Annotated in this window: 16 protein-coding genes and 1 pseudogene; 7 read left to right on the top strand and 10 right to left on the bottom strand. The window is 67.3% G+C overall.

The features are described from left to right. Window positions 1-73 precede the first annotated feature (73 nt). Both INQ40_RS05315 and proB read right to left on the bottom strand, forming a co-directional pair. Entirely contained in the window at window positions 74-1348 is a 1275-nt protein-coding gene (locus INQ40_RS05315; protein ID WP_194342124.1) for a glutamate-5-semialdehyde dehydrogenase, read from the bottom strand. A gap of 52 nt (window positions 1349-1400) precedes the next feature. After that, window positions 1401-2546 carry a glutamate 5-kinase gene (gene proB, locus INQ40_RS05310; RefSeq protein ID WP_194342123.1) on the bottom strand — a complete coding sequence of 382 codons (1146 nt, stop codon included), beginning with the start codon at window positions 2544-2546 and terminating at the stop codon, window positions 1401-1403. A gap of 406 nt (window positions 2547-2952) precedes the next feature. Between proB and INQ40_RS05305 the strand changes: the two genes are divergently transcribed. Next, on the top strand, window positions 2953-3495 hold the full coding sequence (locus tag INQ40_RS05305) for a DUF1190 domain-containing protein (protein WP_193986834.1): 543 nt from the start codon (window positions 2953-2955) through the stop codon (window positions 3493-3495). 4 nt (window positions 3496-3499) lie between these two features. After that, window positions 3500-4684 (top strand): glutathionylspermidine synthase family protein, encoded by a 1185-nt coding sequence (locus tag INQ40_RS05300; protein WP_194342122.1) that lies wholly within the window; start codon window positions 3500-3502, stop codon window positions 4682-4684. Here INQ40_RS05300 and argH read toward each other — a convergent pair. The 7 genes from argH to INQ40_RS05265 all read right to left on the bottom strand — a co-directional run bounded on the left by argH (window position 4675) and on the right by INQ40_RS05265 (window position 12572). After that, window positions 4675-5991, bottom strand: coding sequence for an argininosuccinate lyase (gene argH / locus INQ40_RS05295; protein WP_194342121.1), 1317 nt, complete (start codon window positions 5989-5991; stop codon window positions 4675-4677). The two genes, INQ40_RS05300 and argH, sit on opposite strands and share 10 nt — an antisense overlap. A 21-nt stretch (window positions 5992-6012) precedes the next feature. Then, window positions 6013-6966 carry an N-acetyl-gamma-glutamyl-phosphate reductase gene (gene argC, locus INQ40_RS05290; RefSeq protein WP_194342120.1) on the bottom strand — a complete coding sequence of 318 codons (954 nt, stop codon included), beginning with the start codon at window positions 6964-6966 and terminating at the stop codon, window positions 6013-6015. Further along, window positions 6963-8345: an acetylglutamate kinase gene (locus INQ40_RS05285; protein WP_194342119.1), complete on the bottom strand. Its 1383-nt coding sequence runs from the start codon at window positions 8343-8345 to the stop codon at window positions 6963-6965. The genes argC and INQ40_RS05285 overlap by 4 nt, the downstream gene beginning before the upstream one ends. A 58-nt stretch (window positions 8346-8403) precedes the next feature. Next, window positions 8404-9498 carry an acetylornithine deacetylase gene (locus tag INQ40_RS05280; protein WP_194342118.1) on the bottom strand — a complete coding sequence of 365 codons (1095 nt, stop codon included), beginning with the start codon at window positions 9496-9498 and terminating at the stop codon, window positions 8404-8406. Further along, the gene (locus INQ40_RS05275) at window positions 9488-10687 is read right to left on the bottom strand and encodes an argininosuccinate synthase (protein WP_194342117.1); all 1200 of its coding nucleotides are present in this window, start codon (window positions 10685-10687) and stop codon (window positions 9488-9490) included. Before INQ40_RS05275 ends, INQ40_RS05280 begins: the two co-directional genes overlap by 11 nt. Window positions 10688-10780: 93 nt before the next feature. After that, a complete protein-coding gene (locus INQ40_RS05270; RefSeq protein WP_194342116.1) occupies window positions 10781-11791 on the bottom strand; it encodes an N-acetylornithine carbamoyltransferase in 1011 nt (336 codons plus the stop codon). A gap of 292 nt (window positions 11792-12083) precedes the next feature. Next, window positions 12084-12572 (bottom strand): hypothetical protein, encoded by a 489-nt coding sequence (locus tag INQ40_RS05265; protein WP_343224935.1) that lies wholly within the window; start codon window positions 12570-12572, stop codon window positions 12084-12086. A gap of 117 nt (window positions 12573-12689) precedes the next feature. On the opposite strand from INQ40_RS05265, the gene cysS reads away from it, so the two are divergent. Further along, window positions 12690-14114 (top strand): cysteine--tRNA ligase, encoded by a 1425-nt coding sequence (gene cysS, locus INQ40_RS05260; RefSeq protein ID WP_194342115.1) that lies wholly within the window; start codon window positions 12690-12692, stop codon window positions 14112-14114. A gap of 48 nt (window positions 14115-14162) precedes the next feature. Continuing rightward, complete coding sequence (locus INQ40_RS05255) at window positions 14163-14606, top strand: SufE family protein (protein ID WP_194342435.1); 444 nt, start codon at window positions 14163-14165, stop codon at window positions 14604-14606. 90 nt (window positions 14607-14696) lie between these two features. On the opposite strand, the gene dksA is transcribed toward INQ40_RS05255, so the two are convergent. Next, window positions 14697-15689: an RNA polymerase-binding protein DksA gene (dksA, locus tag INQ40_RS05250; RefSeq protein ID WP_193987225.1), complete on the bottom strand. Its 993-nt coding sequence runs from the start codon at window positions 15687-15689 to the stop codon at window positions 14697-14699. Between the two features lie 204 nt (window positions 15690-15893). Here dksA and yidD point away from each other — a divergent pair, with 204 nt between their 5' ends. The 3 genes and pseudogenes from yidD to INQ40_RS05235 form a co-directional block, all read left to right on the top strand. Continuing rightward, the gene (yidD, locus tag INQ40_RS05245; RefSeq protein WP_194342114.1) at window positions 15894-16115 is read left to right on the top strand and encodes a membrane protein insertion efficiency factor YidD; all 222 of its coding nucleotides are present in this window, start codon (window positions 15894-15896) and stop codon (window positions 16113-16115) included. Window positions 16116-16141: 26 nt separating this feature from the next. Next, on the top strand, window positions 16142-17494 hold the full coding sequence (locus INQ40_RS05240; RefSeq protein ID WP_194342113.1) for a dihydroorotase: 1353 nt from the start codon (window positions 16142-16144) through the stop codon (window positions 17492-17494). 137 nt (window positions 17495-17631) lie between these two features. Then, window positions 17632-18375 (top strand): annotated as a pseudogene (locus tag INQ40_RS05235) (M23 family metallopeptidase); the annotation flags it as partial. Window positions 18376-18390: the final 15 nt, after the last annotated feature.

Below are 18390 nucleotides of genomic sequence, written 5' to 3'. Positions count from 1 at the left end.
CGCCATAGCAACGGCGAAACCGGACAGCCGCCCCTCCGTGGTGCGGGACGGCTGGAACCAGCCGTCGCGAGGGTCAGCCCTGCGCGGCGACCACGTCGGGGTGACGCACCTGGCCCTCGCCGCGCACCACGTAGCGCTCGATGGTCAGCGACTCCAGCCCCATCGGGCCGTAGGCGTGCAGGCGGGTGGTGGAGATGCCGATCTCCGCGCCCAGGCCGAGTTGGCCCCCGTCGTTGAAGCGCGAGGACGCGTTGACGACCACGGCCGAGCTGCGGATCTCGCGGATGAAACGGTCCACCGCATCGGTATCACGACTGACGATCACCTCGGTGTGGTCGGAGGTGAACGTCTGGATGTGGACGAGCGCATCGTCGATGGAGTCGACCACCTTCACCGCCAGCACCGGTGCGAGGAATTCGCGGTCGTAATCCTCATCCGTCGCCAGTGATGCATCCGGGAACAACTCGCGGGTGCGCTTGCAGCCGCGGATTTCCGCGCCGCGCGATTGCAGGTCCTGCAGCGCTCCGGGCAACCAGTCATCCGCGATGTCGCCGTGCACCAGCATGGTCTCCAGCGCATTGCAGACGCCCGGACGCGACAGCTTGCCGTCGATGGCCAGCTGCAGGGCCAGGTCCAGATCCGCGGCCTTGTCCACGTACAGGTGGCAGACGCCCTTGTAGTGCTTGATGACGGGCACGCGCGCGTTCTCGGCGACGAAATGGATCAGCTTCTCGCCACCGCGCGGAATGGCCAGGTCGATCAGGTCGGTCAGCTGGAGCAGCTCCAGGACGTGCTCGCGCGCGGTGTCCTCGACCAGGGTCACGGCCTCCGGCGGCAGGCCCTGCTCGCGCAGCGCCTGGTGCAGGCAGGCAGCGATGGCGATGTTGCTGTCGCGCGCCTCCGAGCCGCCGCGCAGCAGGACCGCGTTGCCGGCACGCAGGCACAGCGCGGCGGCGTCGGCGGTCACGTTCGGGCGCGCCTCGTAGATCATCGCGATCAGGCCCAGCGGAATGCGCACCTTCTCGACCTTCAGCCCGTTGGGCATGGTCTGGCTGCGGGTCACCTCGCCGACGGGATCGGGAAGCTCGCCGATCTCGCGGATGGCGGCAACGATGTCGGCCACCCGACCCTCATCCAGGCGCAGGCGGTCGAGCATTGCGCCGGTCGTGCCGGCCTTTTCGGCGCGCGCCATGTCGTGTGCGTTGGCGCAGAGGATATCGCTGCTGCCCTGCTCCACCGCGTTGGCCATCGCCTCGAGCATGGCGCCGCGTCGGGGCGCGTCCAGCTTGGCGATGACATGGGAGGCGGCGCGGGCGCGCCGGGCAAGATCGCGGACGTATCCACTCATCGAAAGTTCTCCTTGAAGTCTGGTTGACCCGAAACCCGGGTCGAAAGCGTGTTCAAAACTCGGCCGTTGAAGTGGGCGCCAGCAGGACCATGTCCTCGCGGCGGATCACCGAATGGCCGTGGTCGAAGCCGAGCAGCTTCTGGATGTCGCTGCTGTGGTGGCCGGCGATGCGGCGCAGGTCGCTGGACTGGTACTGGACCAGTCCGCGGGCAAGCCTGCAGTTGCCCTCCGCCGGAAGCACGTCGACCATCGCGTCCCGCGAGAAATCACCTTCCACGCCGATCACGCCACCCGGCAACAGCGAGGCGCCGTGCTCGCAAAGAGCTTCCACAGCGCCGGGGTCGATCCGGATCGCGCCGCCGCTTGGCGGTGTGTGCCGCAGCCACTGTTTACGCGCGACCAGCTGGTCGCCGTGCGGCTCGATGTAGGTACCCAGCAGGCGGTCCTCGGCCAGCGCAGCGATGGCCTTGGCGTCGTGTCCACAGAACAGCGCGGTGCCAATGCCGGCCGAGGCGCATTTGATCGCCGCCTCCAGCTTGGTGTACATGCCGCCGGTTCCCAGCTCGCCGGCACCGCCGGAGGTCATGCGCATGATGTCGGTGGTGATCTCGTCGATCTTCGGCACCGGCTTGGCGTCCGGGTCTTCCACCGGATGGCCGGTAAACAGTCCGCTGGTGTCGGTCGCGATCAACAGGATGTCGGCCTCGACCATCGTGGCCACCGCGGCCGCCAGGTTGTCGTTATCGCCCAGCTTGAGCTCGGCCACCGCGACGGTGTCGTTCTCGTTGATGATCGGCAGCGCGCCGATGCGCAGCAGTTCGCGCAGCGTCGACTGCGCGTTGAGGTAGCGACGGCGGTTGCGCAGATCATCGTGGCTCAACAGGACCTGGGCGACCGGTTGCTCCATCAGTCCCTGCCAGAGCGCGAGCATCGGCGTCTGGCCGATGGCCGCCAGGGCCTGGCGCTGGATCACGCCGATGTTGTGCCGGGCCAGCAGCCCGCGACCAGCCGCGACGGCCCCGGAAGACACCAGCAGCACCTCGCGCCCCTGATCGGCGAAATGGCCGATCAGGCCCGCCAGGGCGGCAGCGTTGCGCTTTCCAAGCCCCCCTTTTCCGTCGGTCAAAAGACTGCTGCCGACCTTGATCACAGCGCGTTGCCAAGGGGGAAGGGGTTGCTCGGTAAATGCGGACGTCATCGTTGTAACCAGTGCTCCATGGGTGTGTAGCCAGCGGGGGGACAGGCATTGCCGTCGGGCAATGACGCTGGCAGGTCGCGGACATCGCGAACGGCTGGGCACTTCCGATGGCGATCGAACACGCCAACAGCGACCGTTGAAGGTCGCAACCAGAAGCTGCAGATACTCAAGCGTCAACAGGCTTGACGGGTAACAGCCCCGGTAGCGCACTGGTCCACCAGCCAGGCGCAGGAAGTGCGAATCCGAACATCGGTACGTCGTGGATGACGCCGGAAAACGGATTCGACAAGCAGGCAAGCCTAACAGGCTCGCTTGCCCAACCCAACCCGGTGGCCGGTCACCCGGCCTTGGGCAGGGCCGGATTCGGCTAAGATCGGCTCAGCATTTTCACTCCGGAAGTCCAGGCATGAAGCGATCGAAAACCACCGCGCTGCTGTTGATGAGCGCCGCTCCGCTGCTGTTCTCGGCATGCCAGCTGGAGCCGCAGGGCCAGCTGCAGGAAGGTGTGTACACCTCGGTGGACAACTGCGCGCGCGCCACCGGCGAGTCCTCGACCTGCCAGCAGGCATTCGAGACCGCGCAGCAGCAGGCGGCCGACTCCGCGCCGCAGTTCGCCAGCCGGCAGGCGTGTGAACAGGAATACGACGCCGATCAATGCGTGGAGCAGAAGACGCGCTCGGGCACCTCGTTCATCGGTCCGATGATGGCGGGCTTCTTCATGTCGCAGATGTTGCAGGGCCGCGCGGCCAGCGCCACCGCTGCAGCGCCCGCCGCCGCCCCGGCCTTCCGCGACAAGGCCAACGGCTGGGCTCGTCCGGCGGCGCCCGGCATGACCGGCGCCAACCGCACCGCCCTGACCCCGATCACCAGCCAGCCCAACCGCGCGGTCACCGCCAGTCGCGGCGGCTTTGGCGACAAGAGCCGCAAACGCACCAGCTCCGGCGGTTGACCGGGTGAAACGCATTGCCATTGCCGAGCGCTCCAATTGGCGCGCGCGGGCGGACGAGGCCGGCTTCCGGTTCCACACGATCGAGGGCGAACCGTACTGGGATGAAAGCGCCTACTACGCTTTCACCTTGCGCCAGATCGAAGACGACATCGAAGACCCCAGTCTTGAACTGCACTCCATGGCGCTGGACCTGGTCGGCGAGGTCGTTGCCAGCGAGGAGCTGATGGCCCGGCTGGCAATCCCGGAGCCGTTCCGGGACTGGATCGCCGAGAGCTGGCGGCGGCGCGACCCGCACCTCTACGGCCGCCTGGATTTCGCTTATGACGGCCATGGCCCGGCCAAGCTGTACGAGTTGAATTACGACGCCCCGACGTCGCTGTTCGAGGCATCGTTCTTCCAGTGGCAGTGGCTGGAGGACCAGCGCAACCGCGGCGCGCTGCCAGGTCATGCAGGCCAGTTCAACTCGATCCATGAGGCGCTGGTGGAGCGCTTTGGCCAGTTGGCCGCGCAACTGCCGCCGCCGCTGTACTTCAGCGCGGTGCGCGACTCCGAGGAAGACCAGGGCACCGTGACCTACCTGCGCGATTGTGCGGCGCAGGCCGGGCTGCATGGTGCGTCCATCGCCATCGAGGACCTTGGGCTTTCCACGGACGGGCGCTTCACCGACACCGACGACGTGGTGATCGGCAGCCTGTTCAAGCTGTATCCGCTGGAAGACCTGATGGACGAGGAGTTCGGCCTCGCCCTGCCCGGCTCCGGCCTGCGGTTGCTGGAGCCAGCGTGGAAGGCGGTGCTGAGCAACAAGGGCATCCTGCCGCTGATGTGGGAGCGCCATCCGGGACACCCCAACCTGCTGGAGTCGCACTTCGATGACGGCTCCGCGCTGGCAAAGGGCTGGGTGCGCAAACCCCTGCACTCGCGCGAAGGCGCCAACGTCGCCATGCACATGGCCGATGGGCGCTGGCAGGAGAGCGATGGGCCCTACAGCGGCCCCAACATCCGCCAGGCGCTGCATCCGTTGCCGGAGTTCTGGGGCAACTACCCGATGGTCGGCAGCTGGGTGGTCGGTGACCACCCCTGCGGAATCGGCGTGCGCGAGGATGCCAGCGCGATCACCCGTGACAGCGCGCGGTTCATCCCGCACGCGATCATCGACGAAGTCCAGCCGAGCGTGAAAATCTACGTCTGAGGCGCGCCTTCCGCCTGCCCGCCCAGTGCGTGCAGGCGCTCGCGCAGGAGGTCCAGACGAAGGTCACCGGCAGCCCCCGGTGATACGCGCGCCGCCAGGCTGGCATCCGCGTCGCCGGCTTCCCAACGGGCCGGATCGGCGGCCTGGCGGTAGGCATCGCGGAACGGCGTACCCGCCCGTGCCAGGTCCACGGCCAGGTCGGTCGCGTACATCGATGGCTCCAGCGCCGCACGCATCGCTTCGGGTTTCCATTCCAGGTTGCGCAGCAGGTCGGGCAGCAGCTCCAGTGCGCCCAGCCCGCGACCGAAGGCATGGAAAATCGCGCCCTTGCTGAACTGCAGATCGCGGTGGTAGCCCGACGGCAGTGACAGCAACTGCTCGATCTCGCTGCGCGCGGCAGCGACGCTCGCGTAGCTGGCGCGCATCAGTTCGATGACATCCGGGTTGCGCTTGTTGGGCATGATCGAACTGCCGGTGGTGTACTGCGCCGGCAGGGTCACAAAACCAAACTCCGCGCTGGTAAACAGGCTCAGGTCCCAGGCCAGGCGGCGCAGGTCGAGCATGCCGCTGGACAGCGCTTCAATGGCCGCCATCTCGAACTTGCCGCGCGACAGCTGGGCGTAGGTCGCCGACACCTGCATGCGCCCAAAACCCAGCGCCTGCGTGGTGTGCTCGCGCGCCAGCGGCAGGTTGACGCCGTAGCCCGCCGCGCTGCCCAGCGGGTTGGCATCCACCCAGGCCAGGGTGTCGTCGGCGCGAGCGGCGTTATCGATGAACGCCTCCGCCCACGCCGACCACCACATGCCCGCCGATGACACGACCGCGCGCTGGAGATGCGTATAGCCCGGAAGCGGCAAGCCGGACTCGACGTCCGCCCGCGTCAGCGCGATGCCGGCGGTTTCCAGGCAGAGCTCGCGCAGGCGCGCCAGGCGGTCCTTCAACCACAGGCGCGTCGCCACCAGTACCTGGTCGTTGCGGCTGCGACCGGTGTGGATCTTGCGACCGGCATCGCCGAGCCGATCGATGAGGCGCGCCTCGATCGCCGAATGGCCATCCTCGTAGGTCTCGTCGAGGACAAAGCGGCCGCTGGCGAAGTCGTCGGCCAAGGTAGCCAGTTCGCGCTCGATCGCGTCCAGTTCGGTCGCATCCAGGATGCCGATCATCTGCAGGCCCTGCGCATGGGCGCGGCTGGCCTGGATGTCGAACAGCAGGAACTCGCGGTCGAGGATCACGTCGGCGCCGGCGCAGAAATGCTGGATGCGCTCATCCACCTGGACGCCGGGTTTCTGCCAGAGAAGCTGGGTCATGTCTTGGGTTTCCTGCGTGGATCAGACCGGGATGCCGGCCAGCTCGGGCAGCGCGAAGGCCCGGTTGAGGTTCTGCATGGCCTGCGTGGCGGCACCCTTGAGCAGGTTGTCCTCGGTGGCGACGGCCACCAGCCGGCGCCCGTCCGCGGACAGGGTGAACCCGCCGATGTCGACGTGGTGCCGGCCGGCGATCGCGCTCACCCACGGGGCCTCGTCAACGATCCGCACGAGCGGCTCGTCGGCGTAGCGCTCGCGGTAGCGCGCAATCACTTCGTCGCGGCTGAAGGGGCGTTGCAGAGGCATGTTGGCGGTCATGGTGATGCCGCGAAAATGCGGCGCCACGTGCGGCATGAACTCGACCGGATGGCCGAGCTGATGGCTGACCTCGCGCTCGTGGATGTGACCGGCCAGTGCGTACGGCATGAGGTTGTCGCGCAGCATCACCGGATCGTTGCGGTCCGAGGGCGTGGTGCCCGCGCCCGAGTAGCCCGACACGCCAAAGCACTGCGCAGGGCCGTCTAGCACGTCCAGCATGGGCGCGAGCACCAGTTGCATGGCGGTCGCGTAACAGCCCGGATTGCTGATCCGGCGCTGGCCTTCGTAACTCTTCCGGGTGAGCTCGGGCAGGCCGTAATACCAGTGCGCGTCAAAGCGGTGGTCGGCGGACAGGTCCACGATCACCGGGTCGGTTCCCGCGGCGTCCAGGGCAGCGACATACTCGCCGGCCTTGTCGTTCGGCATGGCGAGGATGTAGGCGTCCATGCCGGCCGTGGCGACGGTATCGGGCGTGGAGCTCTGGTAATGCAGTTCGCCGACGACGCCATCGTGGTGGTCGGCCACGCGCTGGCCGGCGAACTCGCGCGAGGACACGAATCCCAGCGAGAAGCGCGGGTGGCCGCCGATCAGGCGCATCAACTCGGCGCCGGTATGACCGCGCGCGCCGACCAGGCCGACGTTGATGATTGGCATGCTCATGGCACCACTCCCGCGGCAACCGCCGATGGACCCGCGGCGTCATCGGCCGGATCGACCAGCGTCGCGCTGCGCGTGGCGCAGTGGGCGACACAGTGGGCGATCTCGTCGAAATTGTTCAGGCCGTACCAGAACACCTTCCATTGATCCTGTTTGCAATGGCCGTCGGACTGCGCGTAGTAGAACGCGTTGACCGGATTGCCGTGCCGTGAGCGCCAGAACAGGCGCGGCGTCTGGTCGACCATCACCTGCCACACCGCGCGGCCGAGGCCTTCGCCCTGGGCGTCGTCGAGCACGGCGAACTTGTCCAGGTAGGTGTAGCCGTCCTCGTCGGTCAGCACCACCGCGGCGCGGTAGTTCTCGCTGACGTAGGCACGCAGCAGTCTGGTGCGCTCGAAGTAGTCCGGCGCCAGCCGGCGGCCGAACGCGGATTCGATCAGCGTGCGAAGGCGCGGCAAGTCCAAGGCCTCCCAGCGGTCGGCCTGCAGCACCCGCTCGCCGCGCCGGACCAGGGTGCCCGAGCCCTTGTGGGTGAACAGCTCCTTGGCCAGCTCGGAGGGCTGGGTGATCGACACCGACGATGACGGCGGCAGCTTGTCGAGCAGATCCTTGACCTGCTGGATCTTCACCCGCATGCCGCCGTTGATCCACGGCTGGTTCATCAGGTCGGTGTATTCGGTGGACAGGTTGATCGAGTCGATGATCCTGCCCTGGTCGTCGAGCAGACCGCCGGTCCCGGTCAGGAACACGATCTTGTAGGGCTGCAGCACCTGGACCAGTTCGCTGGCGGCAAAATCCGCATTGACGTTGAGGATCTGGCCGCCGGTGGTTTCACCGAGGCTGGCGATGACCGGGATCGACCCGGCCTGCAGGCTGGCCTGGATCGGTGCCAGGTGCACCCGGGTCACCTCGCCTACCAGGCCCAGCGTGGCGCGATCCAGGAAGTCCGCCTCGAACACGCCGGAAACAATGGACGTGGCACGCGCGCCACCGCGCTGCAGGGCTTCCACCAGGCGCAGGTTCTGCGCGTGAAAGACGCGCCGCACGATGGCCAGCGCTTCCGGCGTGGTGACCCGCAGGCCATTCACCGTCTGCTTTTCGATGCCCGCGGCGGCGAACTCGTCATCTAGCTGCGGCCCGGCGCCGTGCAGGACGATCGGGGTCAGGCCCACGTCCTGCAAGAAGGCCAGCGACGAGGTGAGCGCGTCGAGGTCATCGCGCAGCACCGCCCCGCCGACCTTGACCACGGCAAAGCGCGCCGCGTCGAGCTGGGAGAAGCGCTTCAGGTACTGGCTGATCTCCTTGGCGCTGGCCATGCTGGACAGCAACCGCACGATGGTCTGGCGGGTCTGGATATCGTTCGCGGAAGGCGGAATGGTCATGGGGATTCGTTGATGGGGGCGGTGGTATCAGGACGCGTTTGAGCCGGCGCAGCGGGAATCAGGTGGGTGGCTGGTCCAGGATGCGGCGGATGGATTCGGCGTAGCGCTCGAGCTGGTCGAGCTCGACCCATTCGTCGGCGGTATGGGCCTGGGCGATGTGGCCGGGCCCGTACACAATCGCCGTCATCCCGGCGGCGGAGAACAGCGACGCCTCGGTCCAGAAATCGACCGCGGGACCGATTGGCAGATCGAGCGCCTCGGCCAGGTCGCGCGCTTGCAGGCGGCGATCCTCCGCGGTGGCGATATCGCCCGACGGCAGCGGCGGTCCGCGGAACGTTTCCTCGTAGCGCTCCACGGCGCCCGGCTCGGACAACGTGCCGAACTGGTGGTGCAGCTCATCGATCGACATCGAGGGCAGCGGGCGGAAACCGAAGCGCACCTCGGCGCGGGGCGCGATCATGTTGGCCTTGATGCCGCCCTCGACCCGGCCGATGTTGAAGCGCAGCCCGGTCAGGCCACCGAAGCGCTGGTGCGACTGGTCGGCGACGAAATCCAGCGCCCGGTTGCCCCAGCGCATCGCCTGGTGCAGCGCGCTCGCGTGGATGGCGTTGGCGCCGGACGCATGGCCGGCCGCGCCCTGGAACTGGACCAGCACCGAGGCAATCCCGCGATGGGCCAGCACGGCCTCGCAGTTGGTCGGCTCCGCAACGACCACTTCCTGGAAGCCGTGGCCGCTGCCCAGGAAGGCGGCGATGCAGCGCGGGTCATTGGCTTCCTCGTCGGTACTGAAGAGGAAGGCGGCGTCGCCGCTGGTGACCGCAGCCGCCGCCAGCAGCCCGGCCGCCGCGCCCTTGATGTCGCAGGCACCCAGACCCACCGCGCGCCCGCCGTCCACCCGCAGCACGTGCGGATCCGCACTCCACGCCGGCGAAGACGGCACGGTATCCAGATGCACGTTGAACAGCCGCGTTGGCCGGCCGCGCACGGCGAGCATGGATACCGCGCCATCGCCGTGGTCGGCCACCTCGATCCGGAACCCCGGCAACTGCGCGCGCAGGTAATCGAAGATGCCGCCGGTGCCAATCAACCGCGGCGGATTGCGGGTGTCGAAGCCGACCAGGGCTTCAAGATGGCGCAGGACCTCAGGAAGCACGGTTGACCTCGGCCCACAGCGTGCTGCTCATGCCGAACAGCTTGATGAAGCCTTCCGCCTCGGCCACCCCCCAGTCCGCGGCCTGGGCGTAGGTCGCGCCCTTGGCGCTGAGGATGTGCGGCGAATCGATCGCCACCGCGGTGACGCTGCCGCCGTGCGTTTCCACCACGACCTCACCGTTGACGGTTGTCTGGCTGGACGCGAGGAACGCTTCCAGGTCGGTCTTCAGCGGATCGTGGAAGAAGCCCTCGTAGACCAGCTCGACCCACTTGCGCGCGACCTCGGGCTTGAAGCGGTTCTGGTGCTTGCTCAGCACCGCCTCTTCCAGCGCCCGATGCGCGGTCTGCAGTGCGGCCAGGCCCGGTGCCTCGTAGATGATCCGGCCCTTCAGGCCGATGGTGGTATCGCCGGTATAGATCCCGCGGCCGACGCCGTACTCGGCAAACAGCGCGTTGAGCTTTGCCAGCATGGTGTGTCCGGGCATGCGGGCGCCGTCCAGGCTGACCGCCTCGCCAGCCTTGAAGCCGACCCGGACCTGCAGCGGCTGCTGCGGCCATTGCGCGCGCGGCTTGCACCAGCCGGTGGCACCTTCGCCGGGCGCCTGCCAGCGGTCGATCTCGCCGCCCGACATCGTCAGGCCCAGCAGGTTCTCGTTGATCGTGTAGGCCTGCTGCTTGGCGCGCACGCCGAAGCCACGGTCTTCCAGGTACTTCTGCTCGTAGGCGCGGACCTCGGTGTGCTCTTTCTGGATCTCGCGGATCGGCGCGATGATCTCGTAGTCGCCCAGCGACTTCACCGTCAGGTCAAAGCGCACCTGGTCGTTGCCCATGCCCGTGCAGCCGTGGGCGATGACCCGCGTGCCCAACTCGTCGCAGCGCTTCAGCGCGGCATCGACGATCAGGTAACGGTCCGAGACCAGCAACGGGTACTGCGCCTGGTAGCCCTCGCCTGCCCAGATGAAGGGCTTGACGAAACCTTCCCATATCGCCGGCCCGCCATCCACGGTCACGTGGGAGGCAACCCCCAGCTCGGCGGCGCGCTGCTCGATGAAGGTGCGCTCCTCGTCATCCACGCCGCCGGTATCGGCGAACACGGTATGCACCTGCCAGCCGCGCTCCTGCAGGTACGGCACGCAGAAGCTGGTGTCGAGGCCGCCGGAAAAGGCGAGGACGATGGTCTTGTCGGTCATGGAAAGATCTCGGTGTGACGGCTGCCCGCTGATCGTCGGGCGTGGCGAATGGGGATGGGGATCGGGGGAATGGGACGGGCTGCCCAGCGGCAACTAGCGCCCAGCCACGGCTGTCATGATTGCTTTCTGCACGTGCAGCCGGTTCTCGGCCTCGTTGATGGCGATGCACTGGGGCGAGTCCATCACCGCGTCGGTTGCCTTGACGTTGCGGCGCAGCGGCAGGCAGTGGCTGAAGACGCCGTTGTTGGTCAGCGCCATCTTGGCCTCGTCGACCATGAAGTGGCGGTACTGGTCGCGGATGGGTTTTTCCGGCGCCCAGTTGCCAAAGTACGGCAGCGCGCCCCAGCTCTTGGCGTAGACCACATCGGCGCCGGTGTAGGCGCTGGTGATGTCGTGGCTGACCGCCAGCGAGCCGCCGCTCTCGGCGACGTTGTCCGCCGCCCAGCCCATGTAGCGCTCATCGAGCACGTAGTCCGGCGTCGGGCACAGCAGGGTCACGTCCATGCCCATGCGCGTGGCGATGGTCAGCGCCGAGTTGGCGACCGCGGTGTTGAGCGGCTTGGGATGGTAGGTCCAGGTCAACACGAATTTTTTGCCGCGCAGATCGGCGGTGCCGAAATGCTCCTGCAGCGCCATCACGTGGGCCAGTTCCTGGCACGGGTGGGTGATGGTCTCCATGTTGATCACCGGCACCGGCGAGTATTTGGCAAACGACTTCAGCACGCGGTCCTGCCGGTCCAGCGACCAGTCCAGGAACTTCGGGAAGGCGCGCACGCCGATCATGTCCACATAGCGCCCCAGCACCTGGGCGACCTCCGCGATGTGCTCCTCGGTGTCGCCGTCCATCACCGTGCCCAGGTCGAACTCGATCGGCCACGCATCCTTGCCCGGCTGCAACACCACCGCGTGCGCACCCAGCTGGAACGCGCCCAGCTCGAAGCTGGTGCGAGTGCGCATCGACGGGTTGAAGAACACCAGCGCGATCGACTTGCCCTTGAGCTGGTCGCCGAGCTTGTCGCGCTTGAAGGCCGCTGCCTGGACCAGCAGGGCGTCAAGCTCGGAGCGGGACCAGTCCTGGGTATTGAGGAAGTGCCTGGGGGTCATGCGTCAGTCCGGAAGTGAGGAAGCGATGGATGGAGATGGCAGAAAATCGGGTGCCGGGAACAAAAAAGCCCAGCTCGGTGGCTGGGCTTTTTTCGTCTGTCACGCCTGTTTTGCGTGCACGTGCGATCAGCTACCCGGCCGGAGTGGTGGGCAACGGTCGACGCGCGCGCGAGGTCATGCCTGCGGCCATGTAGGCGGAGGTCAGGATGTCGGCGTCGGCACGGAGGGCAATCATTGACCGCTGATCCTCGCATGCACCGGCGGGCACCGCAAGCATCTACGCACGCTCCGGCTAGTTTTCACGGTTGCTGCTGACAACCGGGGTCACGCCGATGCGGATGCGCAGGCGGTTGCCCGGGTCCTCGGCCAGGCGCGAGCGGTATTTGGAGCCCTTGTAGATGTAATCCACGTCGTAGGCGATCGGACGCTGGAACTCGCGCCGGACCGGCACCACCGTGCAATCGCGCTTGCCGGCTTCCTCGGGTTCCTCGGGCTGGCGACCCAGCACGCCCCGCACCGCTCCCACGACCCGCGACAGGCGCGACCCCACGTCCTCGTCCTCAGGGTCGGGCGTGCACGTTTCCACCATCGCCGTCGCGGTGAGGGTCTGGTACACCGGCGTCACCCGCAGCACCTGCGCGTAGGCAAAGCGCACGTTCTCCAGCTGTGTCAGCGTCACGTCCTGCGCGCTGGCGGGAGCCGCTGCCACGGCGAACAGCAAAAGGGGCAGCAGGCGAAGACACATCATCGTGTTGGCGGACTCGATCGACGGGGTGTTCAAGTGTATCGGCAACCGGGAGGGACAAATGAATCACTGCTGTAGTGGGCCCGCCGGCCGCGCGGCTGACCCTTCCGCCTGCGGACGCTAGAATGCCGCAACGTCTCTTTCGCGTGCCCCATGAGCCTGCATCTCTACAACACCCTGAGCCGACGGCTCGAAGCGTTCGTGCCGACCGACCCGGCCAACCCAACCATGTACGTCTGCGGGCCCACGGTCTACAACTACGTCCACATCGGCAATGCACGCGGCCCCGTGGTTTTCGGCGTGCTGGCGGACCTGCTGCGGCGGCGCTACGGCGCGCTGACCTACGCCCGCAACATCACCGACGTGGATGACAAGATCAACGCGGCCGCACGCGAGCAGCAGGTGCCGATCTCGGTCATTACCGACCGCTTCGCCGCCGCCTACCGCAATGACATGGCCGCCCTGGGCGTCGCGCCGCCCGACATCGAACCGGAAGCGACCGCGCACATCGGTCCGATGATCGCGATGATCGAGCAGCTGATCGCCTCCGGGCATGCCTACGCAGCCGAAGGCCACGTCCTGTTCGCCGTTTCCAGTTTCGAGGGCTACGGCAAGCTCTCGCGGCGCAACATCGAGGACATGCTCGCCGGCGCGCGCGTCGACGTCGCACCCTATAAGCGCGATCCGGGCGACTTCGTCCTGTGGAAGCCGTCCGACGAAGGGCTCCCGGGCTGGGAGTCACCTTGGGGCCGAGGCCGCCCTGGCTGGCACATCGAGTGCTCCGCGATGGCCGCCGCGCACCTGGGCGAGACCATCGACATCCATGCCGGCGGCGTGGACCTGCAATTCCCGCATCACGAAAACGAGATCGCCCAGAGCGAGTGCGCCCACGGCGGCAAGCCGTTCGCGCGCTGGTGGCTGCACAACGGCATGCTCAACTTCGACGGCGCGAAGATGAGCAAGTCGGTCGGCAACATCGAACGCGTGCATGACCTGGTGCAGAAACACCCACCCGAGGCCCTGCGCTACGCCCTGCTCTCCGCGCACTACCGCCAGCCATTGGACTGGTCGGACGCGCTGATCGAGCGTTCCACGCGCACGTTGGACCGCCTGTACGGCACCCTGCGCGACATCGATGCGCTGACGGGCGATTCCGCGTCGGCCAGCAGCGTCGATGCGCCGATACCGGCCGCGATCGAGGCCGCACTGGACGACGACCTCAATACCCCGCAGGCGCTGTCGGAACTGGCATCCATCGCCACCACGGCACGCGGTTTACGCAACACGCTGGCTGCCGGCTCCGGCACGCCGGACCCGGCGCAACGGGCACCGCTGCAGGCATTGGGAACCGAGCTGCGCGCCGCCGGCCGTGCCCTTGGCCTCCTGCAGCAGTGGCCCGCCGCGTGGTTCAACCGCGGCGGCGATGACGATGCGCATATCCAGGCGCTGATCGACGAACGCAGCACCGCCAAGGCCGCCCGCGACTTCGTCCGCGCCGATGCCATCCGCGACCAGCTCGCGGCTGAAGGCGTGGTGCTTGAGGACACTTCGGCGGGCGTACGCTGGAAGCGTGCCTGAGTCGCCCGACCCTTTTTCAAAGCGAGCTGCACCGTGACCGATGCCAACCTGACCACGCCGTTCCCGCTGGAACCCAGCGCCGCCGAAGCGCAAACCGCCATCCGCGACGAGTTCGCGTTTTTCGGCGACTGGTCGGAGCGCTACCAGTACCTCATCGACCTGGGGCGAAAACTGCCCGACCTGCCCGCGGAGCTGAAAACCGAGGAACATCGCCTGCTCGGTTGCCAGTCGATGGTCTGGATCGTCAGCCGCGGCGACGCCGACCGGCTCGACTTCCACGCGATCAGCGATTCGGCCATCGTCTCCGGCCTCATCTACCTGGCGCTGCGTGTCTACTCCGGCCGCAGTGCCAACGAGATCGTTGCCACCGATGCCGAGTACATCGGCGACGTCGGGCTGGCCAAGCACCTCTCGCCGACCCGCAACAACGGTCTGGCGGCACTGCTCGCCTTCATCCGCGAGACGGCAACCCGGGCGTCGGGCCAGGGCTGAGCTTCCGCCGGGTAAAAAACGGAAAACCCCGCCATGGGCGGGGTTCCGGGTACGTCGTTCGCGCGCAGATCGCCGCGCAATGCGGCTGGTTCAGTCGCCCATCTGCTTGCGCAGGTGCTCCCAACGTTCCTGCGCGTCGATCGTGCGTTCGGCCGTCAGGCGTGCATCCAGGCGCTCCAGTCCGATCTCCTCACCGGTATCCACGCAGTAACCGTAATCACCGGTGTCCACGCGCTTGAGCGTGCTGTCGATCTTGCTGATCAGCTTGCGGTAGCGGTCGCGGGTGCGCAGCTCCAGCGAGTTTTCGGTTTCGCGGGTCGCGCGCTCGGCCTCGTCGCCGACATCGCGGACCTCGTCCTTCAGGTTCTCGATGGTCTGCTTGGACTCTTCGACGAGATCGTCACGCCACTGCAGCAGGCGCTGGCGGAAATACTCAAGCTGCAGCGCGCTCATGTACTCCTCGTCCACCGAGGGGAAGTAGTCCTTGGGCACGATCGGGCGGCCGGAGGCCTTGTCGATCTTGTGCGGGACGACCTTGAACTTGGTCTTGACAGCAGGCGGCTGCGACTTGCCGACCACGGCAACGGCGACCTTGCTGAGGCGGCGCTTGGCCGGAGCTGCGGACTTCACCGGCTCCTTGGCCGGGGCGACGGTTTTGGCTGGCGCCTTGGCGACTTTCTTCACTGCTGCTTTCCTGGCTGGCGCCTTTTTCGCCGGAGCGGGCTTCGCCGCTGCGACGCTGGTGGACGCTTCTTTTTTCACCACAGCCTTCTTGGCTGGGGACTTCTTGGCTACCGGCGCCTTCTTCACCGCGGCGGATTTGGTGGTCGTTTTCTTGGCAATGGGCTTGCTGTCGATGGTGCTGGCTACCTTCTTTTTTGCGGCCGCCTTGCTGGCTGCGGCCGTCCTGGATGGGGACTTGGCGACCGGTTTCGCGGCCGCGGGGGTCTTGCTGGCAACGGGGCGTTTGACCGCTTTTTCCGTCGCCTTGACGGTGCCTGCGGCCGCGGTCTTGCCGGACGCCGCTACGGGCGTTTTCTTGCCTGTCTTGGCGACCTTCGTCGCGGATTTTTTCACGGCCACGAGCCACCTGTCCTTGTTCGGTTCCCTTGTGACGGGAAAGCGCGCTGTTATACCCTGCCCCAGCACCCGCGGCAACCAGGTAACGATATGCCGGCGGTTTTCCACCCGTGCGGTGCCGGTCAAGGCCACCGCTTCTGCTGGACAGGACGCTGATTCGTTCCATTCTACATTTCCGGTGTGATGGCTGCCTGACAATGGAATACCGTGATTGACCGTCTGCTCATCGCGCTGCTGCGAGGATACAAGCGCTGGATCAGTCCCCTGCTGGGTCCGCGTTGCCGGTTCCACCCCACCTGCTCGGAGTATGCGATGCAGGCCATCGCCCGCTTCGGCGCGCTCAAGGGCGCGTGGCTGGCGTTGCGCCGCATCCTGCGTTGCCACCCCCTGCACCCCGGCGGCAACGATCCGGTCCCACCTGCGTCGTGATCTCCCATCTTCGAGGACGTCCATCCATGCCATCTCCCGCCACGCTCATCGTCAACGCCCGTCTGATTAATGAAGGCCGCGAGTTCGACTCCGACCTGCGAATCCTCGACGGCCGCATCGCACAGATCGGGCCCGGACTCTCCGCCCGTCACGGCGAGACGGTGGTCGATGCGGCTGGTCGCCGCCTGTTGCCCGGCATGATCGATGACCAAGTCCACTTCCGCGAGCCGGGGATGGAATACAAGGCCGACATGGCCATCGAGTCCGGCGCCGCGGTGGCCGGCGGGTTGACCAGTTTCATGGACATGCCCAATACCAGTCCGCCGACGCTGGACGCGAGCGCACTGGAAGACAAGTACGCGCGCGCCGCCGGACGCGTCTGGGGCAATCACGGCTTCTACCTGGGCACCAGCACCGACAACCTGGAAGCGATCCAGCGGCTGGATCCGCGCTCGGCGCCGGGGGTCAAGGTGTTCATGGGCGCGTCCACGGGCAACATGCTGGTCGATGATCCGGAAGTGCTGGATGCGGTGTTCCGCGACGTGCCCACGCCGATCATCACCCACTGCGAAGACACGCCGATGATCGAGGCGGCGACCGCGGTCTACAAGGCGAAATACGGCGACGACATCCCCGCCGAGTGCCATCCGGACATCCGCTCGCGCGAGGCGTGCATCAAGTCGACGCGGCTGGCGATCGAGCTGGCCCGCCGCCATGGCACCCGCCTGCACGTGCTGCACATCTCGACGGCTGACGAGCTGGCGTTGTTCGAGCGCGGCCCGCTGATACGCGCCGACGGCAGCCGCAAGCAGATCACCGCCGAGACCTGCATCCACTTCCTGCGCTTTGACCGCAGCGACTACGCCGAGCTGGGCCACCTGATCAAGTGCAACCCGGCGATCAAGGATCCGGCCGATCGCGAGGCCCTCATCCGCGCGCTGGCCGATGACGTGATCGACGTGCTTGCGACCGACCACGCGCCACATCTGCTGGAAGAGAAGCAGAACGTCTACACCCGCGCTCCCAGCGGTTTGCCACTGGTCCAGTACGCGCTCAACGCGGCGCTCGAGCTGGTCCACGAGGGGCACCTCACCACCTCGCAGGTGGTGCAGAAGTTCGCCCACGCACCGGCCCAGCTGTTTGACGTCAGCCAGCGCGGCTTCCTGCGCGAAGGCTATGCCGCCGACCTGGTCCTGATCGACGACGTGCCGCTGACCGTCCGCCGCGAGGACGTGCTGTCCAAATGCGGCTGGTCACCGTTCGAAGGGAAAACCTTCCACAGCCGCATCGGCGCGACCTGGGTCAACGGCACGCTTGCCTGGGACGGCGAGCGGCTGGTCGGATCGCCCAACGGTCAGCGCCTGGCTTTCGATCGATGAGGGCCGGCTTCGCGGCCACTCTGGCACTGCTGTCCGCGTGCGCATCGGTCGTGGCGACAGCCGCGGCCGGCGCCGTTGCAGCGGAACCGGCGCCGGTCGACATGCGCCCGGCGACGTCCGCCGCGGACACGGAGACGATCGTGTTCCCCGCCACCGTGGAACAGGGTTCGCTGGTGATCGGCAAGGTGCCGGCCGGCAGCCGCGTCCGCCATTCGGGTCGCGAGCTGCGGGTAACCCCTTACGGCACGGTGGTGTTCGGGCTCGCGCGCGATGCCGGGGCCACCGCCACGGTCGAGGTCACGCCACCTGCCGGCCAGGCCAGCACGCGGACCATCTCCGTCACACCCCGCGACTGGCCGATCGAGCGCGTCAGCGGCGTGCCCCCCAGTACTGTGAAACCGGCACCGGCGCTCGCGGCAAGGATCGCCCGCGAACAGGCACTGGTCACCGCCGCCCGCCAGCGCGACGACGCCCGCACCGATTTCACCCAGGCGTTCGTCTGGCCGGTCGAGGGCCGCATCAGTGGCCGTTTCGGCAACCAGCGCGTCTACAACGGCTCACCCGGCTCGGCGCACTCGGGAATGGACATCGCCGCCCCAACGGGCACGCCGGTCAAGGCGCCCGCCGCCGGCCTGGTGACCTTCGCCGACAACCTCTACCTCACCGGCGGCACGCTCCTGCTCGACCACGGCCACGGGGTCAGCTCCAATTTCCTGCACCTGTCGCGGATGGATGTGGCGGTGGGCGATCGGGTTGAACAGGGGCAGGTGATCGCCGCGGTGGGCGCGACCGGGCGCGCGACCGGTCCGCACCTGCACTGGGGCATGAACTGGCTCGACGTGCGGGTGGACCCGCTGCTGGTGCTGCAACGCTCCCGCTGATGGCGGAGCGTGGGG

Origin of the sequence: Lysobacter sp. H21R4 (genome assembly GCF_015277535.1) — a bacterium.
In the GTDB taxonomy this organism is placed as follows: domain Bacteria; phylum Pseudomonadota; class Gammaproteobacteria; order Xanthomonadales; family Xanthomonadaceae; genus Novilysobacter; species Novilysobacter ciconiae.
This window is presented reverse-complemented; position numbering and strand designations above follow the sequence as displayed.